The following is a 19,977-nucleotide window of genomic DNA, read 5'->3' on the forward strand; positions in this document are numbered from 1 at the left end:
GTCAGAACAGACTGAGCAGCGCCTCCGCCGGATCCACCATCCCGGTCTCGCCGTCCGGCAAAGGCAGTTCGAACCACACCGTCTTGCCGCGAGGCGTCCGGCGCGAGCCCCACGCGGCCGACAGGAGGCCGACCAACTGGAGCCCCCGGCCGCCCTCGTCCGTGTCGCGGGCGCGGCGGCGGCGCGGTTGGACCAGGCCCGCGTCCCAGACCTCGCACACCAGGGTGCGGTCCAGCAGGAGCCGTAGCCTGATCTCGCCCTCGCCGTATCGCAGCGCGTTCGTCACCAACTCGCTGACGAGCAACTCGGTGGTGTCGATGAGGGGTTCGAGGTCCCAGGACTGGAGCCGGGCGCGCGCGTACTCGCGGGCGCGGCCCACGCTGCGGGGCTCGCGCGGCAGGGTCCAGTCGCCGACGGAGTCCTCGGGCAGGCCCTGGACACGTGCCATCAGCAGCGCGATGTCGTCCTCGCCGTGGTGCGTGTCGAGGGTGCTGAGGACGTGGTCGCAGACGTCCTCCAGGTCCCGGTGGGTCTCGGCGTTCAGTGCCGCCGCGTGGACCGGACGGCCGTCGTCCGCCGGGCGGTTGGGGTCGGTGAGGGCGCCCACGAAGGCCTGGAGGCCCTCGTCGAGGGGGTGGTCGCGGGATTCGACCAGTCCATCCGTGTAGAGCGCCAGCAGTGCGCCTTCGGGCAGTTCGACCTCCACCTCCTCGAAGGGCTCGCCGCCGACGCCGAGCGGCATGCCGGGCGGCACGTCGAGCATCAGCGCGGCCTCGCCTGGTTCCACCAGGACCGGCGGGAGATGGCCCGCGTTGGCGAAGGTGCACCGCCTGGTCACCGAGTCGTACACGGCGTAGATACAGGTCGCGAGGTACACCTCGGAGAGGTCGGCCTCGCGGGGGCGGCGGGCGGCGCGGGTGGCCTGCTGGACGCCGCCGGGGGTGCCGAGCCCGCGCGCGATCTCGTCCAACGCGGACAACACCTCCGCCGGTTCGAGGTCCAGGAGGGCCAAGGTGCGTACCGCCGTGCGCAGTTCACCCATCGCGACCGCCGCGCGCAGACCGCGGCCCATCACGTCTCCCACCACCAACGCCGTGCGGTGGCCGGGGAGTTCGATGACGTCGAACCAGTCGCCGCCGACCTCCGTCGCCGCGTTCCCGGGCAGATAGCGGCAGGCGATGTCGAGGCCGGATGCCTCCGGGTCGCCGGGCGGGAGGAGGGACCGTTGCAGTATCAGGGCGCGTTCGTGCTCGCGCCGGTACAGGCGGGCGTTGTCGATGCAGACGGCGGCCCGTGCCGCCATCTCCACCGCGAGGTCCCGGTCCCGGTCGCCGAACGGCTCGCTGCCCTTCGTACGGGCGAACTGCACGAGTCCCACGACGGTGTCGTGGGCGACCATCGGCACGGCCAGCGTGGACTGGACGGGGCCGCCCTCCTCGGCGGGGACGTACTGCGGGCGGGCGGTGCGCAGGGCGTCCGCGCAGGGCGAGTTGAAGGGGTAGTGGTGGACCGCGTTGACGGCGACGGGTGCGCCGCCGCCGACGAAGGGGGCGTCGGACACCGCGCTGGCGAAGGCCACCCGGCGCACCTCCGCGCTGCCGTCGGCCCGGCCGGGCGGGGTCTCGTCGCCGGCCAGGAGGCCCTGGTAGAGGTCGACGGTGGCCAGGTCACAGAAACCGGGGACGACGATGTCGAGGAGTTCACGGGCGGTGGTCTCGAGGTCGAGGGAGTTCCCGATGCGGGCACCGACCTCGTTCAGAAGGGCGAGATTGCGCCGCGCGGAGGCGGCCTCGCGGGCGGCGGCGCGGCGGGCGGTGACGTCGGTGCCGAGCCAGGCGATGCCGATGGGGCGCCCGCTGCCGCTGTGCACGCGGTAGAGGTTGATGGACCAGTGCCTGCGCTCCTCGGAGCCGGGCACGAATCCGGTGACATGCATGTCCGTTATCGAGTTGCCGGTCTCCAGGACGCGGCGCAGGGTCGCGGTGACCCGCTCAGCCTCGGGGCTCTGCAGATAGTCCTGGACGCCGTTGCCCCGGTGGTCGTCGGGGGTGCCGCCGAAGGTGTTGGCGATCTGCTGGTTGGCGCGCCGGACCCGCAGGTCGGGGTCGATCAGCAGGAACCCGAACGGAGATTGGCCGAATATCGACTGCGAAGCGGCGAGATCGGTCTCGATACGACGCAGGATCCGGACGTCGACGACGATGCAGACGGCGGCCCGCTCGCCCTCCTCGGTCCGGGTCGGCATCACATAGACCTCGGCGAGGCCCTCCTTGCCCGGATCGCCCGTCTCGGTCTCCGGCACCCGGAAGGGCACCACTCCGGTCCACTCCCGGCCGTCCAGGATCTCGGCCATCTTCCGCTGGCCGCGCTCCCGCAGCTCGGGGTCGACGAACGCCTCGATGGGGTCCATGCCGACGGCCTGCTCCGTGGGGATGCCGAAGAGCTGCTCGGCCCGCAGGCTCCACTGGTCGACGAGCCCGTCTGGGCCGATGGAGAAGGAGGCGACCTTGATGTAGTCGTAGATCGAGCCGGGCGGGCTGCTCTGCCACATGGCGTCGCCGACGGACATGGCGTCTACTGAGGGCACGTCGGCGAAGCCCACGGCCTCAGCCCTCGCGCCGCCCGACGGGTCCTCGGACTCCGTGGCCTTCGCTGGTATCTCGCTCACGCGAACCGTCCCCTCCAGCTCACCGCGTCCGGCACCGGTCACCGGGGGCGGCTGCCCGCAGTATCCAGCACTACGGCGCCCCACAACACGGTGTTCACGATCACAGGACAATCCCGATGCATTTCGGACCTGCCCGCGACAACACTCCCAGTCTTCTAACCAGCGGACACGCAGTCGAACCACGCCGATCGACAACCGTCACAGGCCTTGACCAATCGATGGACACCACTGTCCGGTTCGTACAGGAGCGTGCGCCCGCGCACGGGCCGGGGTCCATCACGGCACCGCGAGTTCGAACCACACCGTCTTGCCCGTCGCGCCGGGCCGGGTGCCCCAGCGGACGCAGGCGCCGGCGACCAGCTGGAGGCCGCGTCCACTCTCGTCCTCGGGGCGGGCGACGCGCTCGCGGGGCGGGTCGGGGAGCGGGTCGGAGACCTCGACCAGCAGGACGCCGTCCGGGCCGACGGGGCGGACCAGGCGGACGCCGATGGGGCCCGTGGCATGCCGCAGCGCGTTGGTCACCAGCTCGCTGACCAGCAGCGCGGTGATGTCGGCGAGGGCGTTGAGGTCCCAGTCGCGCAGCTGACCGCGGACGGCCGAGCGCGCGGTGCGGACGGCTCCGGGGTCGGCGGGAAAGGTCCACTCGGCGCAGTCGCCTTCGGTGTCGATCAAGCCGATCACATCCCGGGCCAGCCCAGCACACCCATGTCCGATTTCATGGGGTTAATGGGCACATACCCGATATCAAAGACCCGGTACCGCCCCGGAGGGCGCACTGTGGCACGAACGGCGTACACCGATCCCGGCGCACTCCACCCCGTCGCGCCCCATACGAATCCGGCGCGCCGGTCCGCCACGAATTACGGCGGGTTCCGCACACCCGGCTCATCCGGTTCTACGACGGGTTCAGCGCGCCCCGGCGTCGAGCAGCGCCAGCGTCTCCCGTACGGCGGGGACGTCCTGGTCGAGCCAGTCGACGGTCCAGATGTCCGCGGGGGCGAGCCAGCGCAGCTCGTCGTGGTCCTGCAGGGGGCGCGGGCGGGGCGAACCGGGGAGCAGACGGGCCGTCCAGACCTGGAGGACGTACGGCGGCTTCAGCGGCCACTCCCCCGGGACGCGGGCGACGGTCTCGGCGTCGACGCCGAGTTCCTCGCGGAGTTCGCGCACCAGCGCGGCTTCGGGGCGCTCGCCGGGCTCCACCTTGCCGCCGGGGAGTTCCCAGCGGCCGGCCAGCTCCGGGGGTGCGCTGCGGCGGGCGGCCAGCAGCCGGTCGCCGCGGCCGTCACCGCCGCCGATGCCGTCGCCGAGGTCGCCGTCGAACAGGGCGGCTCCGACCACCACGATCCGTGTCGTCATGCGCCGGAGCCTACGGGCTGCGTCAGTTGCGGGTCGCGTCCCCGTTCTGCCCGATCCGCTCGACCCAGTAGAGCTGCTTGTGCTTGCGGTCGTCGAGGCTGTCCGCGATCTTCTGGGCCTCGGCGCGGGTCGCGTACCTGCCCACGCGGTAGCGATTGCCGTTGTCGTCCTGCCGTATCACGAGCCAGGGAAGAGTGATCGTGCCGTCGTTCATCGCGCCCCTCCGCTTCCCGCTCGCGGTTCGTGCCGTGCCCCACCCCATAAGGAAACCGCAATCCGCATATGCCGGAGCCTACGCCTAACCTTCACGCAGCGAATACGGCTTTTCACAAAGAGGTACGCAACCAGCCATGACGGAGGGGGCGCACGACTACGAACGCGCCGTTGGCACACCTCGATGCATCCGGTCGGAGGCACGCTACAGGTCCTGTGAGCGACCTGCGAGAAAGACCGGAATCCAACGGCCTTCGGGGCAGGGCGGATTGACCGGTTCCGGCGACAACTGCCGGGAAAGTTCCGCTACTTCACCTGGAATGCACCCAACGCGCTACTCGGCGCGCTACTTCGGGGAAAGTCGGTGCACTACTTCACGGGCAGGTGGTAGGCGATCCGGTAGCGGTCGGCCGGGACCACCACGTCGGCCGTCTCCACCGCGCGTCCCGAGGCGTAGTACGTGCGCTGGATGACCAGGACCACATGCCCGGGGACACCGCCCAGCGCGAGCAGTTCCTCGGAGAGGCCCGGCCGGGCGCCGACCTCCTCCGTGACGTTGTCCACGACGACGTCGATGGCCCGCATCCGCTCGACGACCCCCATGCCGCCGAGCGGACCCTCCTCGGGCAGCATCACGGGCGTACGGCCGGTCACCGCGAGGGGTTCCCAGGACGTGGAGAGCATCATCGTCTCGCCGGCGTCCCGGAACACGTATTTCGTGCGCATCACGCGCTCGCCGACCTGGAGGCCGAGCCGCTCGGCGATCACGCCGCCCGCCTCGGTCTGCTCGCTGCTGGACTCCCAGGTGCCGCGCGCCTCGCCGTCGGCCTGCTCCTGCCGGAACGGTGTCGCGCCGGCCGCCGGCCGGAACCCGGAGCGGGCGATCCGGCGCGGCACCGGACGCTCGCGCACATACGTCCCCGAGCCGGAGCGGCCCTCGACCAGCCCCTCGGCCATCAGCACCTTGCGCGCCTCCAGGGCGACCGTGTCCGAGACGCCGTACTCCTCGCGGATTCTGGCCTGCGAGGGCAGCCGGGTGTGCGGGGGCAGCCTGCCGTCGACGATCTTCTTGCGGAGATCACCCGCGACGCGCAGATACGCCGGCTGCTCACCGAATGTCACTGGCCGCTCCCATCAGGTTGTACAGACAGCAACAGCCTGGCAACCGTGGGTTGTGCCATGCAAGCAAAGGCCAGAGAATCACTCGATGTGATGACTTGTGCCCGGCGTGGGCTTTACCCAGGCAGTTTCTCCCCGCTATAGAGGCCGTCACACCTTCAGACCGGTATCGCCTCCCCCGCTGTCCCCTCCGCTGCCGCTCTCGTCGTACGGGGGCGGGGTCGTGGCGAGCCCCAGAGCCTTGCGGGCGGTGACCGACAGATGGGGGTCGATGAGCTCGGCGCCCTTGTCGTAGTACCCGTAGAACTCGTCGGCGTCGGAGGCCCCGGCCGCCTTCGCCCACTGCTTCTGCGCCGCCCGCAGGTCCTTGACCAGGTCCGCGACCGGCTTCGCGGAGGCGCTCGGCCACTGGTGGCCTTCCAGCAGGTCGGCCTGCTGGGTCAGCGCGGTCGAGACCCGGCCCGCCCACGCCTTGTGCCCCGGCAGGTCGTCCTCGACGTACTGCGCGTCGGGCGCCGAGTCCAGCGCCGCGTTGAGGACGTGGGCCGCCTTCAGATAGGCGACCTGGTCCGTGTCGAGGGTCGTGGCGTCGTTGCGCAGCGAACCGCCGGGCAGGCTCGCCTCCTCGTCCTTGTTGCCGAACACACAGGTGATCTCGCGGTCGCCCAGGCTCCAGCTCTCCGCGGTGGGGGTGACGTAGTAGATGTCCACGTCGTCGGGTACGGCCCAGCCGTCCATCGCGTAGGAGTCCTGGAGCGCGTAGCACTTGTCGTCGGCGGTGGCCGTGACCTTCTTGTCGCCCGGGTACGAGCCGCCGCCCAGCCGCACCACGGCGAACACCTCGCCGTCGTGCTCGCCCGCGCAGGACACCACGTCGAAGTCGTACGCCGTGCCCTCCAGCGAACCGCTGGGCGCGTCGAAGCACTGCCCCTTCCCGGGGGAGGCGCTCGCGCTGTCGCCCCCGCTGACCTCGACGTCGTCGAAGAAACCGGTCGCCGCGCCGGCCACCCCGAGCGCCCACACCACCAGCCCGAGCGACGAGAGCACGATGCCGGCCACCGCCATGCCCCGGCCGCGCTCGCCACGCTTCTTCGTCTGGTTCAGCCCGATCAGCCCGAGGACCAGACCGACGCCCGGGATGCAGCAGAGGATGCCGAGCACGAGCGCGGCGATGGACATGCCGTTCAGGGGCGCGGGGTTGTTGTACGGGCTGTAGCCCTGGGACCAGGTCTGGTAGGGCTGCGGCCCGTAGGGGGCGTAGGGGGGCGGGGGACCTTGGGGGTACGGGGTGTACGGGGTGTACGGGTTGTAGGGGGGCTGCGGCTGTGCCCCGTAAGGGGGTTGGGGCTGAGCCGTCCCGTGGGTGTCCTCCGGCGGCGGGGCGTACGGGTTGTACGGGGTGGCGGGCGCCTGTGGGAGAGGAGCCGGGCCCGAGGGCTGGTCCTGGGGGCCTTCGGGGTCCGGCGGCGGGGGTATGGACACGGGTACCGTGCTCCTGGTTCAGGCGGGGGATCTTCGGCGGGAGGACTTGAGCTGAGGAGCCGGAGATCTTCAGGTGCGGAACTGACGTACGACTCGCGCATGTTAAGCACGGGGGGACCAGGGGCGGAATGCGGGTTTCGAATACGACCGTGCGGGCGGTGAACGCGCTCACCGCGCGCTGGGCCGGGGCCGCCTGTGGGGGCACGGTGTTCTCGGCGGCCGGGGTGTGGCCGCTGCTGGCGCTGCTCGCGGACGGTGCCGAGGGCGCGGCGCGGGCGGAGCTGGCCGACGCTGTGGGGCTGCCCGCGGGCCAATCGGCCGCCGCCGCACGGGAGTTGCTGGCCGGACTGGCCGCGATGCGGGGCGTGGACGCGGCGCTCGGGCTGTGGACGAAGCGGACCGTGGAGCTGCGCGAGGCATGGGCGGCCGGGCTGCCCGCCGAGGCGCACGGAGTACTCACCGGGGACCTCGCGGTCGACGGCGCGGCCTTGGACGCGTGGGCGGCGAAGCGCACCGGCGGGCTGATCGAGCGGATGCCGCTGCCGCTGACGGACGCCACCGAACTGGTGCTGGCGAGCGCGCTGGCCCTGCGCACCGAGTGGCTGCGGCCGTTCACCGAGGTGCCGATGGAGAGCGCGTACTGGCGCGACCGGGTCCCCCCTGGGCCTGTGGCGCGAGAGCGCCCTCCTGGACCGGATCGGCGTCGCGGACACACCGGACGGCCATGTCACCGAGCTAAAGGTGCTGGGCGACGCGGCGATCGACGTCCACCTCCTGCTCGGGGAGGAGCGGATGACACCCGCCCAGGTGCTGAGCGCGGGCGTGGGAATCCTGGACCGCCGTCATCCCGTAGTACCCGGGGACCAACTCCCCTACGGCGACCCCGGACCGGGGCTAAGGGTGGAGAGGACGCGCTCCACCCACCCACGGCCGCCCACCCTCGACGTGACGACGGTGGCGTACGACCTGACCTCGGGGCACGATCTGCTGCGCCTGCACCGCCTGTTCGGGCTCACGACGGCACGGGACGCCACGCACGGCCACTTCTCCGGCATCAGCCCCTTCCCGCTGGCCATCGGGTCGGCCGAGCAGGCCACGACGGCGAAGTTCGGCGCACTCGGCTTCCGTGCGGCGGCGGTGACGGCGGTCGGCGCCTTCCCGGCCGGCCTGCCCGACCTCCGCTACGTGACCACCACCGTCACCGCCCGCTTCGACCGCCCCTTCGCCTTCCTCGCCCTGCACCGCCACTCACGGCTGGTACTGGCGGCGGGCTGGGTCACGGAACCGGAGCCGTTCCCCGATGACCGGGGCTGATCATCCGGAGTCCGGGCGCCGACGATAGCCTTCCCGTGCGCGATCTTGCGCTACGGCACTGACGGGGGCGGAATTGGGAGCGGTCCAGGGGACGGCGGTTCAGGGCACGGCGGTCGGGGGGACCGTCGACGCGGTGAACCGGCTCACGGCGCGCTGGGCGGACACGGCGACCGGCGGCACGGTGTTCTCGGCGGCCGGTGTGTGGCCGCTGCTCGCGTTCCTCGCCGACGGGGCGTGGGGCGCCGCGCGGGCGGAACTCGCGGACGCGGTGGGCCTGCCCGCCGACCAAGCCGCCACCGCCGCACGGGAGTTGCTGGCCGCGCTGGGCTCGATGCCCGGGCTGCGCTCCGCGCTCGGCCTGTGGACCAGGCGGGAGCTGGCTCTGCGCGAGGAGTGGCGGGCCGGGCTGCCCGCGGGCACGCACGGGGTACTCACCGACGATCTCCCGGCCGGTCAGCGGGCGTTGGACACGTGGGCGGCCGAGCGGACGGACGGGCTGATCGAGCGGATGCCGATCGCCCTGGACCCGGACGTGGTGATGGTGCTGGCGAGCGCGCTCGCGCTGCGCACCGAATGGCCGCGCCCCTTCGAGGAGTTGATGGTCAGCCCGGACGCCGGCCCCTGGCAGGGTCGGCGGCTGGCGGGCCTGCGCCGCACCGGCGTCCGCCTCGACCGGGCCGGTGTGGCGAGCGGCCCGCACGGCTACGTCACCGAGCTCAAGGTCCCCGGCGACAACGGCATCGACGTCCATCTCCTGCTCGGCGAACAGCGGTTGACCCCCGGCCAGGTGCTCGGCACGGGCATCGCGGCCCTGGCCCGCCAGGTCACCGTGGTCCCCAGCGGCCAACTCCCTTACGGCGACGTGGGACCGGGCCTGCGCGTCGAGCAACAGCGGTGCGCCACACCGCAGCCGCCGGAGCTGTCCGTGACCACCGTGGCGTACGACATGAGCGCGCACCACGAACTCCTCGACCAGCACGGCCTGTTCGGGCTCACCACGGCCATGGACACCGGCGACGGCCACTTCCCCGGCATCAGCCCCGTCCCGCTGGCCGTCGGGAAGGCCGAGCAGGCGGCGGTGGCACAGTTCGGCGCGCTCGGTTTCCGGGCGGGAGCGGTGACCGCGGTCGCGCCCGCCCCCGGCGGTGCCCGGCCCGGCCTCCGCTGCACGACCACGGTCGTCACGGCCCGCTTCGACCGCCCCTTCGGCTTCCTCGCCGTACACCGCGAGTCACGGCTCGTCCTGACGGCGGGCTGGGTGACCGAGCCGAAGCCGTACCAGGGGTAGGGCCAGACCTGGGGTGCGCTCCGTACGTGGTAACCACCCGCGCGCTTCCCGTCGCCGTCCCTCCCCGCACCCCATCGTCGAACGGTGACCAAGCCACCCCGTCTGCTGCTCCCGCTCCTCGCCGCCGCCCTGTTCCTCCCCGTGCCCCCGGCGTCGGCCGCGCCCCTCCCCCGCGACGACTGCGGGGAGCGCGGCTGGGCGCCGTCGGCCACCCGGATCGACCCGGCCGACACCTACCACCCGTACGTCGGCAACGGCTATCTCGGCATCCGGGTCCCGCCCGCCGGCGCGGGCTATGCGGCGTCCGGCGAGAAGACCGGCTGGCCGCTCTACACCCCGCGCTACGACGGCGCGTTCGTCTCCGGCCTCTACGCCCGGGGCCCCGCGAACACCGCGGGCCGCGAAGCCCTCGCCGGCTCCCCCGCGCAGGACTTCCTCACCGGCAAGGGCGGCTTCCTCCAGGTCTTCACCCACGGCCTGACCGGTCTGCGGCTGCGCCCCGACGCCCTCCACCTCGACCCGAGCCTGCCGCCCCAACTCTCGGACGGCGTACGCCTGTCGGGCCTGCGCTGGCGGGGGCGTACGTACGACATCGCCATCGGTCCGAAGACGACGACCGTACGGCTGCGCTCCGGGGCGCCCTTCGTGCTGGACACCCCCGAGGGCCGCCGCACCCTCTCCGGCACGGTCACCCTGAAGACCCGGCGGCCCGACCTCGCCCCCACCACCGACCTGGCCCGCTGCCGACCGGCGACAGCTACCTCGTCGGAGTCCGGCCGCTATCCGGAGGCCGCCGTGGACGGCAGTCCCGCGACCGCCTGGTCCCCGGGCGCCGACCGCGCCTGGCTCACTGTCGACCTGGGCCGCCCGGTGCGGGTCAGGATGGTCCGGCCCACGTGGACAAAGCGGCCGGGGTCGTACACGGTCGAGGTCTCGGCGGACGGCCGCGCGTGGCACGACCCGAACGAGACCCCTGCTCGGTACGTCCGTGTCGCCGTGCGCGGCGGTACGGGTGCGGCTCTCGCCGAACTCGACGTGCGCTCATGACGGCCAACTACCCTTGCGCGCGAGGTCAGTTGGCCCCGGCCGACAGCCGCTGCTGTTCCTCCTCGACTATGCGGCGGGCCAGCGTGGCGTCCGATATGTCGACCGCGTCCGGCGTGGCGTCCGCGAGGTCGCTGCGGCGGGCGAACCGGTCGAAGAGGCGGTCCTTGTTCTTGAGGATGGTCAGGAGCCGGTCGTCCACGCTGTCGGTGGCGAGCATGCGGTGCACCTGGACCGTGCGTATCTGGCCCATGCGGTGGACTCGGGCCACGGCCTGGTGCTCCACCGTCGGCTTGACCTGGGGTTCGCAGAGGATGACCAGGGACGCGGTCTGGAGGTTGAGGCCGACCCCGCCCGCGCTGATCTGGGCGAGCAGTACGGCGTGGCCGGAGGACTGCGTGAAGTCGTCGACCAGTTGCTGCCGGCGGAGGGCCGGGACGCTCCCGGAGATCGTCCCGGTCACCCGCGTGCCGGGCCCGTCCAGAGCGCGCCGGACGGTGGTCAGCACATCCCGGAAGTACGAGAAGACCACCACCTTCACGCCGTTCTCCGCGGCCTCGGCGACCAGTTCGCGCAGGCGCTGGAGCTTCACCGACTTCTCGGCGTCGGCGTAGGCGGCACGGCGCATCGCCATGAAGTTCCCGGCGCCGACCGCGCGGTCGTAGGCCTCGCGGTCGGCGGCGCCGAGCTCCACCCACTCGTCGACCTGGACCAGGGCGGGCAGTTCGGTGAGGACGTCCACCTGGTTGCGGCGGAGGTAGGCAGGGGCGACGGACTTGCGGAAGGCCTGAGGTCCGGCCGCCGCCGTGCCGTTGCGGACCGTCGGCAGCAGTTCGGGGCGGAGGTGGCGGACGAGGGTGCGGAACTCGTCCACGTGGTTCTCCATGGGCGTGCCGGTCAGGAAGAGCACGCGGTCGCAGCGCTCGGTCCACAGGGCGACCGTCTTGGTACGGCGGGTGTCCGGGTTCTTCACGTAGTGGGCCTCGTCCACGACGAGCATGCCCGGGGTGGGACCGGGCGGGGCCTCGCCCTTGGGCTGTCGGCGCTTCGGCTTCCCGCTCTCCGGCGCGGGCAGGGTGTGCAGCGTGTCGAAGGTCGTGACCGCGACTCCGCCGCGCTCGCGCCACTCCCCGTAGGCCTCCTGCCGGTCCGGGCCGTGCACGGGCAGGGCGCGCAGGGTGCTGCGGGCGCCGATCTCCCGGGTCCAGTTGATGAGCACGCCGGCCGGGCAGACCACCAGGAAGTGGCTGTGCCCCTCGGCCGCGAGATGGGCCAGTACGGCGATGGCCTGGATGGTCTTGCCGAGTCCCATCTCGTCCCCGAGGACGACCCGGCGCTGGGCCAGGGCGAACCGGGCGCCGAACGACTGGTACCCGCGCAGCGAGACCCTCCGGTGGGTGTCGTCCAGCTGCTGGGCGTGCACGCGCTCGGCCAGCTCCGAGGGCAGGAAGCCCTCGCTCGCCGCGTGGTCGGGCAGCTGGCCGTCGACTTCGGCGAGCTGGCTGTAGTACTCGGCGGACCGCAGCTCGAAGTCGACCAGGGCCTCGATGTCGGAGACCGGCGGGCGCAGCAGGTCGGTGGAGGCCTGGGCGATCAGCAGCGGTACGTCCCGGGCGGTCGCGTCGGCGACGAGTTCGTGGAGTTCGGCGACCGCGGCGAGCGCGCGGTTCCTCCGCCCGCGCCCTGCGAGCGCCATAAGCAGCCTGCTGGTGGCGGGCCGGGCCACCGGGAGCAGCGCGCCGAGCCGCTCGTCGAGCCGGGTGGCCGCGTCCAGCGCGCGGCGCAGCTCGGGGCCCGCCTCGACGAGCCGCTGCAGAGCGACGACCAGGGCGGTGGTCCGGGGGTCGGGGTCGTCGGCGTCGATGCGGACGGAGACGGTCTCGCCGACGGCCCGCGCGATCTGCCGGGCCGCCGCGAGCGCCCGGTCGGCGGTCTGCTGTCCCACGCCGGGCAGTTGCCGCAGCTCGTACCGGCTCGCCTCGTGCACGGCGCGCACGGAGGTGAGCCCCGCCGCTTCCACGGCGCCGAGCCGCAGCCGCCCCTCGGTGACGTCCTTCAGCCTGCCGACCGGGATGGACTCCAGCTCCTGGGCTACGAGTTCGGCCCGCAGCGGTTCCAGCGCGGAGCGGACGGTGCCGAGGGCGCGGGTGTGGTCGGCACGCAGGGCGCGCGCCACGTCGTACAGCCGCGTCCCCCGTGAGCACAGCTCCCTGATCTGCCGCCCGCCGCGCGGAAACTCCCCCTCCATGTCACCCCCCGCTCGCATGCGTCCCGTCGTGCGTCCATCGTGGCACCCACCACTGACAACGGGGACGGAAGCGGGCGGGCCAAGGGTTCCCGGCCGTCCGTCAGGCGTCGAACCGGTCGTCCGTCACGCGTCGAACCGGCCCTCCGTCACGCGTCGAACCCGGTCGCCCGGGTCCGCTTCTCCCAGGCCGCGATGTCGCCGCGCACCTGGTCGAGGTGGCCGAGCACGGCGTCGACGGCGTCGACGCCCAGGGGCAGATGGAGCGGGGTCTCCTCGGCGTCGAGGGCGGCGAGGATGAGGGCCGCCGCCTTCGCGGGGTCGCCGGCCTGGCCGCCGTCGCCTCCGGAGACGAAACTGCGGGTCTCGGTCACCTTGGCGTACACACCGCTGTCGGCGCTGACCCCGGCCCGGCCGGTGTCGAAGAGGGCGGTCCGGAAGGCGCCCGGCTCGACGATCAGCACCTTGATACCGAACTCGGCGACCTCGTCCGCGAGCGCCTCGGACAGTCCCTCCAGCGCGAACTTCGTTCCGCTGTACGCCGAGAAGCCCGCGAAGGACATCTGCCCGCCCATGCTGCTCATCTGCACGATCGCCCCGGACCGCCGCTCCCGCATGAACGGCAGCACCGCGCGCGTGAGCGCGGCCGGCCCGAAGACATGCAGGTCGAAGAGGTCCCGCAGCTCCTGCTCGGTGGTCTCCTCGAAGGCGCCTACATGCGTACGGCCGGCGTTGTTGACGAGCACGTCGATCCGCCCGTGCCGCGCCACCACGTCCCGTACGGCCGCCTCCGCCGCTCCCGTGTCGGTGACGTCCAGGCGCAACGCCTCCAACTGGTCGGGGTGGGCGGCCACCAGGTCGTCCAGCGCCTCGGTCCGCCGGGCGGCGCCGACCACCACGTCACCGGCGGCGAGCGCGGCCTCGACGATCGCCCGCCCGAACCCACTGCTGGCGCCGGTCACGAGCCACACCTTGTTCATGACGTCTCCCGTTGAGATCCCTGTTTCCATCTGCGGACCAGCCTGCTCCCACCCCCGACGACGCGTCCAAGACCTAAGCTCATAACCGATGGCTATGACGAGAGACGTCCATGTACGGGACCTGCGCTACTTCGTCGCGGTCGCCGAGGAACTGCACTTCACGCGCGCGGCCGAGAAGCTGTACGTGTCGCAGCCCGCGCTGAGCAAGCAGATCCGGGCGCTGGAGCGGCAGTTGGGCGCCGAACTGTTCCGCCGCGACCGGCAGGGCGTGACGCTCACCGCCGCCGGGACGGCCCTGTTGCCGTACGCGGAACGGGTGTTGGCGGTCTGGGCGGAGGGCGCGACCGCGCTGGCGGAGGTCAGTGCGGTCCAACGCAGCACCCTGGTGGTCGGCATGAGCACCAGCCCCGGCCGGGGCGGCCTGCTGCCCGCGATCCGCTCCCGGTTCACGGCCGCGCGTCCGGAGGCGATCGTACGGCTGCGGCAGGTGAGCTGGGACGATCCGACGGCGGGTCTCGCGGACGGCGGCGCGGACGTCGCCTTCGTCTGGCTGCCGCTGCCCGACGCGGAGCGCTACGACTGGACGGTGGTCGCCGAGGAGCCCCGCCTGGTCGCCCTCCCGGACTCCCACCCGCTGGCCGCCCGCGCCGAGATCGACTTCGCGGACCTCCTCGACGAGCCGTTCCTCGCCCTGCCGCCCGACGCGGGCCCGCTGCGCGACCACTGGCTCGCCCTCGCCGAACGCGGTGGCCGACCCCCGCGCGTCGGCGCGGAGATCGCGAGCACGGAGGAGACGTACGAGGCGCTGGTCGCCGGTCTCGGCATCTGCCTGGTGGCCACGGGCAACGCGCATCTGATCACCCTCGGCGGTGTCACCACCCGCCCGGTGCGCGGACTGTCGCCGAGCCAGTACGCCCTCGCGTGGCGGCGCGAGAACGGCGGACAGCCGCTGGTAAGGGCGTACGCGGAGGCTTGCCGGGGGGTCAGGAGTGGCGGGTGAGACGCGTGGCTACTATGAGTCGGCTTTGGGGAGTCTGGATCTTGGGGGGTAGTCATGAGCGCAGGTCGTGTCGGACGTACAAGACGCATACCGTTCGCTTTCGTCGGTGTGGCCCTGCTCGCGCCGCTGGTCGTTCCCGCCGCCTCCGCGCAGGCGGCGTCGGGTTCGCTGACCGTGACCACGCTGGGGCGGCACGGCGCGAAGGTGGCGACGACCGTGACCGTTGTCGCCGTGCCGTCCGATGAGACGTACAGCGTCAAGTCCGGCAAGAAGCTCAGCCTGCCCGCGGGAAAGTACCTCGTGATGGCCGACATCTCCGAGAGCACCGCGGACGGTTCGGGCACCGACACCGTCGGCGCGCAGGTCGTGACGGTGTCGGGGGCCAAGTCCGTGACACTGGACGCCCGTAAGGGCAAGGCGGTGAAGGTGTCGCTGGACACCCCGGCCGATGTGACCGAGCCCGCCATGATCGGCGCGCAGGTGTGCGCCGCCGACGCCACCATGCCCTCCGCCGTCGCCGTGGGCGGCGGGAACTACGCCGGGTCCGTCTACGCCATCCCCAACTCCTCCAAGCTGCTCCAGTTCGGGTTCATGGCGCAGTGGTCCGGCAACGACAGCTACATCGCGGTGAAGAACACGACCGGTGTCCCGGCCGCGCCCGGCGGGTCGTTCAAGCGGTCCCAGCTGGCGACGATGCGTTTCTCGGTGCACAGCGGGACGCAGATGGCGAACGAGCACGACGTCGCGCTCCAGGCCGCGCCCAAGGTCGACAACTGCACGACCGACATGTACGCCAACGTCAACGGCGGCAGCGCGCCGTACAGCGCCACCGCCCATGTGACGCCCGGGAGTTGGCAGCCGCGCGACGACATCTACGCGAGCAACGGGGACGACGTGTCGGGCGGTTTCCCGGCGGTGCGGACGCTGAAGGCGGGGCAGAGCTTCACCCAGTCGTTCGGCCGGGCCGTCTGGAGCCCCATGCACTACCTGCCCACCGTCTGGCAGAAGTCGGTGAACTTCATCCCGGAGGCGCTGATCGGCGACCCCGACGTGGGCACGAGCGGAGCCGATCCGACCAAGGAGACGGTGGTCCTGTACAAGGGGAGCTCCACCGTCAAGAAGCAGACCCTGACCAACTGGGCCACCTCCGACGACGCCTTCGTCGCCCGCATCAACTCGGCCGGCACCTACCGGCTGACCGTCGACGCCCACCGCTACCGCCCCGGCATCACCTTCCCGTCCGGCATGCTGTCGTCGCGCGTCACGCTCGACTGGCGGTTCAAGGCGGACCCGGCCAAGTCGGTGGTCGCCTCCGTCTTCATGACCCGCTTCCTGCCGGCCGGTCTCGACAGCCGCAACCGGGCGAAGGCGAACAGCGTCACGTCGGTCACCGTCAGCGCGGGCCGCGGATCCCAGGGCCCCGACGTCAAGTTCACCAAGACGACGGTCAAGTCCCTGAAGGTCTGGGCGTCTTCGGACGGCGGCACCACCTGGAAGGCCGTCTCCGTCACCCGCTCCGGTTCCTCCTGGAAGGCCGCCGTGCACAACCCGGCGTCCGGCGCGGTCGCCCTGCGCTCCCAGGTGAGCGACTCCGCCGGCGGCACGTCGACGGAGACGGTCTACCGCGCCTACGCGATCGGCTGATCCGCATCGGCCGCCGCCCGGCCACAGGGGTGGTGACCGTCGCCCGGGGGCTCAACAGGGGTGGGGGCAGGGGGAGTCGGGGCCTTCACGGAGGGTTCCGGTGACGGTACGGACGGGGTCGTGGGCTCCGGTTTCGTGGGCTCCGGGGGCCCCTTCACGGGGTCGCTCGGAGCCGGGTATGTGGGCGTCGGCTCCGTGGGAGTCGGCTCAGGATCCGTGGGAGCCGGTTGCGTCGGAGTCGGCGTCGGCTCCGGAGTCACCGGCGGCGTGGGCACGGGCGTAGGTGTGGGGGCCGGCGTCTCAACCGGGTCCGTAGGAACGGGTGTTGGGCTGCTGCCTCCCACCGGCACCACGACCGTCCCAGGCCCGCTGCCACCAAGTACGGCCGGAGGCACGGCGGTTGCGGAACCGCCCGGTGCCGACACGGCCGAACCGCCGCGGTCCGGCGTCCTGGTGGGCTTCCCCGCTCCCGGCCGCGACGCCAACGGCGCCTGGGAGAGCGGGACTTCGGCCACCGGACCCTTCGCCACCGGGACCTCGGCGGAGTCGCCGCCGCCGAGGACGACGATCACCGCGACGGCGCCCGCGACGGCCGCGCCGACCACCGCGCCCACCTGTGTCTTGGAGGCGCCGACCGCGGCGTGCCGTACCCCGTGCAGAATTCCGCCGTGCCCGCCCGCCGCGGTGGCCGCGCCCGCGGACCCCGCGCCGAAGGCCAGCAGGAACTTGCCCGTGCCGCCGAGCACGAACACCAGCAGGGCCGGTGCCACGAGCGCGGGCAGCCGGTCGTTGGCGCGCATCAGGGCCGCGAGCCGGGCCCGGCAGTCGTCGCACGCGTCGACATGGCCGAGGAGCCGTTCGGACTGCCGCTCGGTGGCGCCGCCGCGCACATACGCGGGCATCCGCGCCCAGTGCACCTGGCACGCGGGATCGTCCGGAGCGCCGGTCTGCGCACGCAGGAACGCCTGCCGCATACCCTCCCGCGCACGGTGCAGCAGTACGGCCGTGGCCCCCTGCTTGGTGCCGAGCTGGGGTCCTATCGCCGCCAGCGGCAGCCCCTCCGCCTCGGCCAGCCACAGCGCCTTCACCCAGCGCTCGGGCAACTGCTCAAGTACCCTCACCAGCAGGTCTGTTGACGACACCTGCTCGGCCGGATCGTCCCCGTGGAGCTGCCCGGGATCGGCACCGACCCGCTCGCCGACCTGCGGATCGAGCGGCGTCTCGCGTGCCGCGCTCCCCGCCGCGCTCGCGAGATGCTTCACCGTGGTCATGAGGTACGCCGGTACGTTGTCGATCTCGTGCCCGGCGGACAGCCTGCGCCACACCCTGAAGTGCGCCTCGGCGACGAGGTCTTCGGCGACCCACGTGTTACGGGTGAGCGAGCGGGCGTAGGCGACGAGGCGCGGCTGCTGCTCCTCGTAGATCCGGGCGTACGCCGCGGTGGGGCCGTCGTTCATGGCAGCAACGCTCCAGTTGCCAGTGGGGCGGGAACAAGGGTTTGTACCCTAGATGGCAAAACTTTCAATTAAAGTTGCAGCCGTTACCCAAGGTGACGCAGGTCACATAAACACTTCGGGGAATGGCGTAATCAAAGCCCTCTCCGCGTGATCAAGGAGGGTGCGTCGGCACAACGGCCGCCGCCCCGCCCGAATCGGAGACCGCCCATGAGCCCCATCACCCTGGAACAGCCCACCGGCGCCCGCCTGATCGCCGACGACGACCAGGAGTTGGCCGTGACGGTCACCCTCCGCTACTCCTCCGGCGACCCCTTCGCCGTGCAACTCCTGTTCCCCGCCTGGATATCGCTCGACGGCAAGAAGGTGACCTGGACCTTCGCGCGGGCACTGCTGGAGGAGGGTCTCGACACCCCCGCCGGGATGGGCAACGTACACATCAGGCCGTACGGCCCCGCCCACACGGCGGTCGAGTTCCACTCGGCGGAGGGCATCGCGATGATCCGCTTCGACTCGGTCGCCCTGCACCACTTCCTGCGCCGCACCTACCGGGTGACCGAACCCGGCCGGGAGGCCGTGGGCCCGTCTCTCGAGCGGGGCCTCGCCTCACTCCTCGACGGCGCGTGACGCGAGCGAGCCGAAAGGGGCTCCAACTGCCCTCTGCGGCAGGCGAGTTGAGCTTGTTATCTTCGGCCTCATGAGCGAATCGCCGCGACGGCCTCCCCAGGTGTCCCGGACGTCGACCCGTGCCGTGGTCGTCGGAGGAAGTCTCGCCGGCATGCTCGCCGCGGCCGCCGTCAGGGACCACGTGGACACCGTCGAGATCATCGAGGCGCACGACCTGCCCGACGGCCCCGAGTCACGCCCGGGCGTGCCCCAAGCGGCCCATTTCCACGTCCTGTTGTCGGGCGGGGCGGACGCGATCGACGCCCTGCTGCCCGGCGCGATCGCCGACTTGCTCGCCGCGGGCGCCAACCGCGTTCCCATGACGACCGGCATGGTGCTGTTCTCCCCCGAGGGCTGGTACCGCCGTTGGAAGCGGGACAGCCACTACCTGATCGCCGCGAGCCGGGACCTCACCGACTCCGTCATACGCAGGCAGGTACTGAAGGACCCGCGCATCCGCGTACGCCCCCACACCAAGGTCACTGCCCTGCTGGGGAGTTCGCGCCGGGTCACCGGGGTACGGCTGAGCGCGGCCGACGGCACCGGGAGCGAGCTGACCGCGGCCCTGGTCGTCGACGCCTCCGGAAAGGCGTCGCGCACTCCGCACTGGCTGGCCCAACTGGGCGTCCCCGCCCCGGCCGAGGCCCGCATCGACTCCGGCATGGCCTACGCCAGCCGTATCTACCGCGCTCCCGTCCCCACCCGCAACTGGCCCGTGATCAGCGTCCAGGCCGACCCGCGGAGCGGCGAACCCGGCCGCGCGGGCGGCATCGTCCCGATCGAGGACGGCCGCTGGCACGTCAGCCTGATGGGTACCCCCGGCGGCCAACCCCCGCGTGACGCGGCCGAGTTCGAGAACTACGCCCGCACCCTCCGCCACCCGCTCGTCGCCGATCTCCTGGCCCACGCGCAGCCGCTCACCGACGTCGTCATGACCCACAGCACGGTCAGCCGCCGCCACTACTACGAACGCCTCAAGCCCTGGCCCGAGGGCCTGATCGCCCTCGGCGACTCGGTGGCCGCCTTCAACCCGGTCTACGGCCACGGCATGTCGGTGGCGGCCCTGAGCGCCGTAGCCCTGCGCAACCGACTCGCCGCCCTGGGCCTCGGCAGGGGCCTGTCCCGCACGGCCCAGCGGGCGATCGCCGCTCCCGTCGAACTCGCCTGGAGCCTCGCCGTCGGCCAGGACATCCACTACGCGACCACAACAGGCAAGAACGCGGGCCCGGCCGACCGCCTCCTCCAGCGCTACGTCAGCCGCCTCTCCCACACCGCCACGGGCTCGTACCACGTGGCAACGGCCATGACGGAAGTCCTGGCCCTCCAGTCGCCGGGCACGGCGTTGCTGCGGCCGGGTGTCGTCACGGCGGCGCTGCTCGGGCCGCTGCGGCCACAGCCCGACGGACCGACGTTCACGGCCGAGGAGCGAAGACTGCTGGCGGACGCCGGTATCGCGCTGCCCGGGCTCGCCGCGTAGGCCGGGCACCGGATTGTCAGTGGCGGC

14 protein-coding genes and 2 pseudogenes are annotated in these 19,977 nt (G+C 72.3%); 7 read left to right on the plus strand and 9 right to left on the minus strand.

The annotated features are described in order from the left end of the window. Position 1 precedes the first annotated feature (1 nt). From ACFXC1_RS16425 to ACFXC1_RS16450, 6 genes are all read right to left on the minus strand, one after another. Positions 2 to 2,668, minus strand: coding sequence for a SpoIIE family protein phosphatase (locus tag ACFXC1_RS16425; RefSeq protein ID WP_381243191.1), 2,667 nt, complete (start codon positions 2,666 to 2,668; stop codon positions 2 to 4). Positions 2,669 to 2,944: 276 nt separating this feature from the next. Next, positions 2,945 to 3,349: an ATP-binding protein gene (locus tag ACFXC1_RS16430; protein ID WP_381243193.1), complete on the minus strand. Its 405-nt coding sequence runs from the start codon at positions 3,347 to 3,349 to the stop codon at positions 2,945 to 2,947. Between the two features lie 225 nt (positions 3,350 to 3,574). Further along, positions 3,575 to 4,024, minus strand: coding sequence for a (deoxy)nucleoside triphosphate pyrophosphohydrolase (locus ACFXC1_RS16435; protein ID WP_381243195.1), 450 nt, complete (start codon positions 4,022 to 4,024; stop codon positions 3,575 to 3,577). Positions 4,025 to 4,046: 22 nt separating this feature from the next. After that, entirely contained in the window at positions 4,047 to 4,238 is a 192-nt protein-coding gene (locus ACFXC1_RS16440) for an SPOR domain-containing protein (protein WP_019072018.1), read from the minus strand. 368 nt (positions 4,239 to 4,606) lie between these two features. Next, positions 4,607 to 5,359: a GntR family transcriptional regulator gene (locus ACFXC1_RS16445; RefSeq protein ID WP_381243199.1), complete on the minus strand. Its 753-nt coding sequence runs from the start codon at positions 5,357 to 5,359 to the stop codon at positions 4,607 to 4,609. 147 nt (positions 5,360 to 5,506) lie between these two features. Then, positions 5,507 to 6,838 (minus strand): DUF4190 domain-containing protein, encoded by a 1,332-nt coding sequence (locus tag ACFXC1_RS16450; RefSeq protein ID WP_381243202.1) that lies wholly within the window; start codon positions 6,836 to 6,838, stop codon positions 5,507 to 5,509. A gap of 128 nt (positions 6,839 to 6,966) precedes the next feature. Here ACFXC1_RS16450 and ACFXC1_RS16455 point away from each other — a divergent pair. The 3 genes and pseudogenes from ACFXC1_RS16455 to ACFXC1_RS16465 all read left to right on the plus strand — a co-directional run. Next, positions 6,967 to 8,152, plus strand: a pseudogene (locus tag ACFXC1_RS16455) (serpin family protein). A 133-nt stretch (positions 8,153 to 8,285) separates the two neighbouring features. Continuing rightward, positions 8,286 to 9,440 (plus strand): serpin family protein, encoded by a 1,155-nt coding sequence (locus ACFXC1_RS16460; RefSeq protein ID WP_381243205.1) that lies wholly within the window; start codon positions 8,286 to 8,288, stop codon positions 9,438 to 9,440. 330 nt (positions 9,441 to 9,770) lie between these two features. Next, positions 9,771 to 10,487 (plus strand): annotated as a pseudogene (locus tag ACFXC1_RS16465) (discoidin domain-containing protein); the annotation flags it as partial. Positions 10,488 to 10,512: 25 nt separating this feature from the next. On the opposite strand, the gene ACFXC1_RS16470 reads toward ACFXC1_RS16465, so the two are convergent. Further along, a complete protein-coding gene (locus tag ACFXC1_RS16470; RefSeq protein ID WP_381243208.1) occupies positions 10,513 to 12,750 on the minus strand; it encodes a DEAD/DEAH box helicase in 2,238 nt (745 codons plus the stop codon). A gap of 128 nt (positions 12,751 to 12,878) precedes the next feature. Continuing rightward, the gene (locus tag ACFXC1_RS16475) at positions 12,879 to 13,709 is read right to left on the minus strand and encodes an oxidoreductase (protein WP_381243210.1); all 831 of its coding nucleotides are present in this window, start codon (positions 13,707 to 13,709) and stop codon (positions 12,879 to 12,881) included. 88 nt (positions 13,710 to 13,797) lie between these two features. Between ACFXC1_RS16475 and ACFXC1_RS16480 the strand changes: the two genes are divergently transcribed. Together ACFXC1_RS16480 and ACFXC1_RS16485 are read left to right on the plus strand one after the other, a co-directional pair. Beyond that, positions 13,798 to 14,709: a LysR family transcriptional regulator gene (locus ACFXC1_RS16480; RefSeq protein ID WP_381243212.1), complete on the plus strand. Its 912-nt coding sequence runs from the start codon at positions 13,798 to 13,800 to the stop codon at positions 14,707 to 14,709. Between the two features lie 54 nt (positions 14,710 to 14,763). After that, complete coding sequence (locus ACFXC1_RS16485; RefSeq protein WP_381243215.1) at positions 14,764 to 16,353, plus strand: hypothetical protein; 1,590 nt, start codon at positions 14,764 to 14,766, stop codon at positions 16,351 to 16,353. Here the strand turns inward: ACFXC1_RS16485 and ACFXC1_RS16490 are convergent. Next, positions 16,338 to 17,810 (minus strand): sigma-70 family RNA polymerase sigma factor, encoded by a 1,473-nt coding sequence (locus ACFXC1_RS16490; protein ID WP_381243216.1) that lies wholly within the window; start codon positions 17,808 to 17,810, stop codon positions 16,338 to 16,340. The two genes, ACFXC1_RS16485 and ACFXC1_RS16490, sit on opposite strands and share 16 nt — an antisense overlap. A gap of 207 nt (positions 17,811 to 18,017) precedes the next feature. Here ACFXC1_RS16490 and ACFXC1_RS16495 point away from each other — a divergent pair, with 207 nt between their 5' ends. Continuing rightward, the gene (locus ACFXC1_RS16495; RefSeq protein ID WP_381243219.1) at positions 18,018 to 18,434 is read left to right on the plus strand and encodes an SsgA family sporulation/cell division regulator; all 417 of its coding nucleotides are present in this window, start codon (positions 18,018 to 18,020) and stop codon (positions 18,432 to 18,434) included. 70 nt (positions 18,435 to 18,504) lie between these two features. Then, positions 18,505 to 19,950, plus strand: a complete 1,446-nt coding sequence (locus ACFXC1_RS16500) for an NAD(P)/FAD-dependent oxidoreductase (protein ID WP_381243221.1) — start codon at positions 18,505 to 18,507, stop codon at positions 19,948 to 19,950. Positions 19,951 to 19,977 lie beyond the last annotated feature (27 nt).

It is taken from the genome of Streptomyces hokutonensis (assembly GCF_042751305.1).
GTDB classification, from domain to species: domain Bacteria; phylum Actinomycetota; class Actinomycetes; order Streptomycetales; family Streptomycetaceae; genus Streptomyces; species Streptomyces hokutonensis_A.

What these genes read in the sequence shown, in the direction of transcription:
- ACFXC1_RS16435 (WP_381243195.1), bottom strand. Translation starts at nt 4,024, where the DNA reads ATGACGACACGGATCGTGGTGGTCGGAGCCGCCCTGTTCGACGGCGAC.
- ACFXC1_RS16470 (WP_381243208.1), bottom strand. Translation starts at nt 12,750, where the DNA reads ATGCGAGCGGGGGGTGACATGGAGGGGGAGTTTCCGCGCGGCGGGCGG.
- ACFXC1_RS16475 (WP_381243210.1), bottom strand. Translation starts at nt 13,709, where the DNA reads ATGAACAAGGTGTGGCTCGTGACCGGCGCCAGCAGTGGGTTCGGGCGG.
- ACFXC1_RS16440 (WP_019072018.1), bottom strand. Translation starts at nt 4,238, where the DNA reads ATGAACGACGGCACGATCACTCTTCCCTGGCTCGTGATACGGCAGGAC.
- ACFXC1_RS16480 (WP_381243212.1), top strand. Translation starts at nt 13,798, where the DNA reads ATGGCTATGACGAGAGACGTCCATGTACGGGACCTGCGCTACTTCGTC.
- ACFXC1_RS16485 (WP_381243215.1), top strand. Translation starts at nt 14,764, where the DNA reads ATGAGCGCAGGTCGTGTCGGACGTACAAGACGCATACCGTTCGCTTTC.
- ACFXC1_RS16500 (WP_381243221.1), top strand. Translation starts at nt 18,505, where the DNA reads ATGAGCGAATCGCCGCGACGGCCTCCCCAGGTGTCCCGGACGTCGACC.
- ACFXC1_RS16495 (WP_381243219.1), top strand. Translation starts at nt 18,018, where the DNA reads ATGAGCCCCATCACCCTGGAACAGCCCACCGGCGCCCGCCTGATCGCC.
- ACFXC1_RS16490 (WP_381243216.1), bottom strand. Translation starts at nt 17,810, where the DNA reads ATGAACGACGGCCCCACCGCGGCGTACGCCCGGATCTACGAGGAGCAG.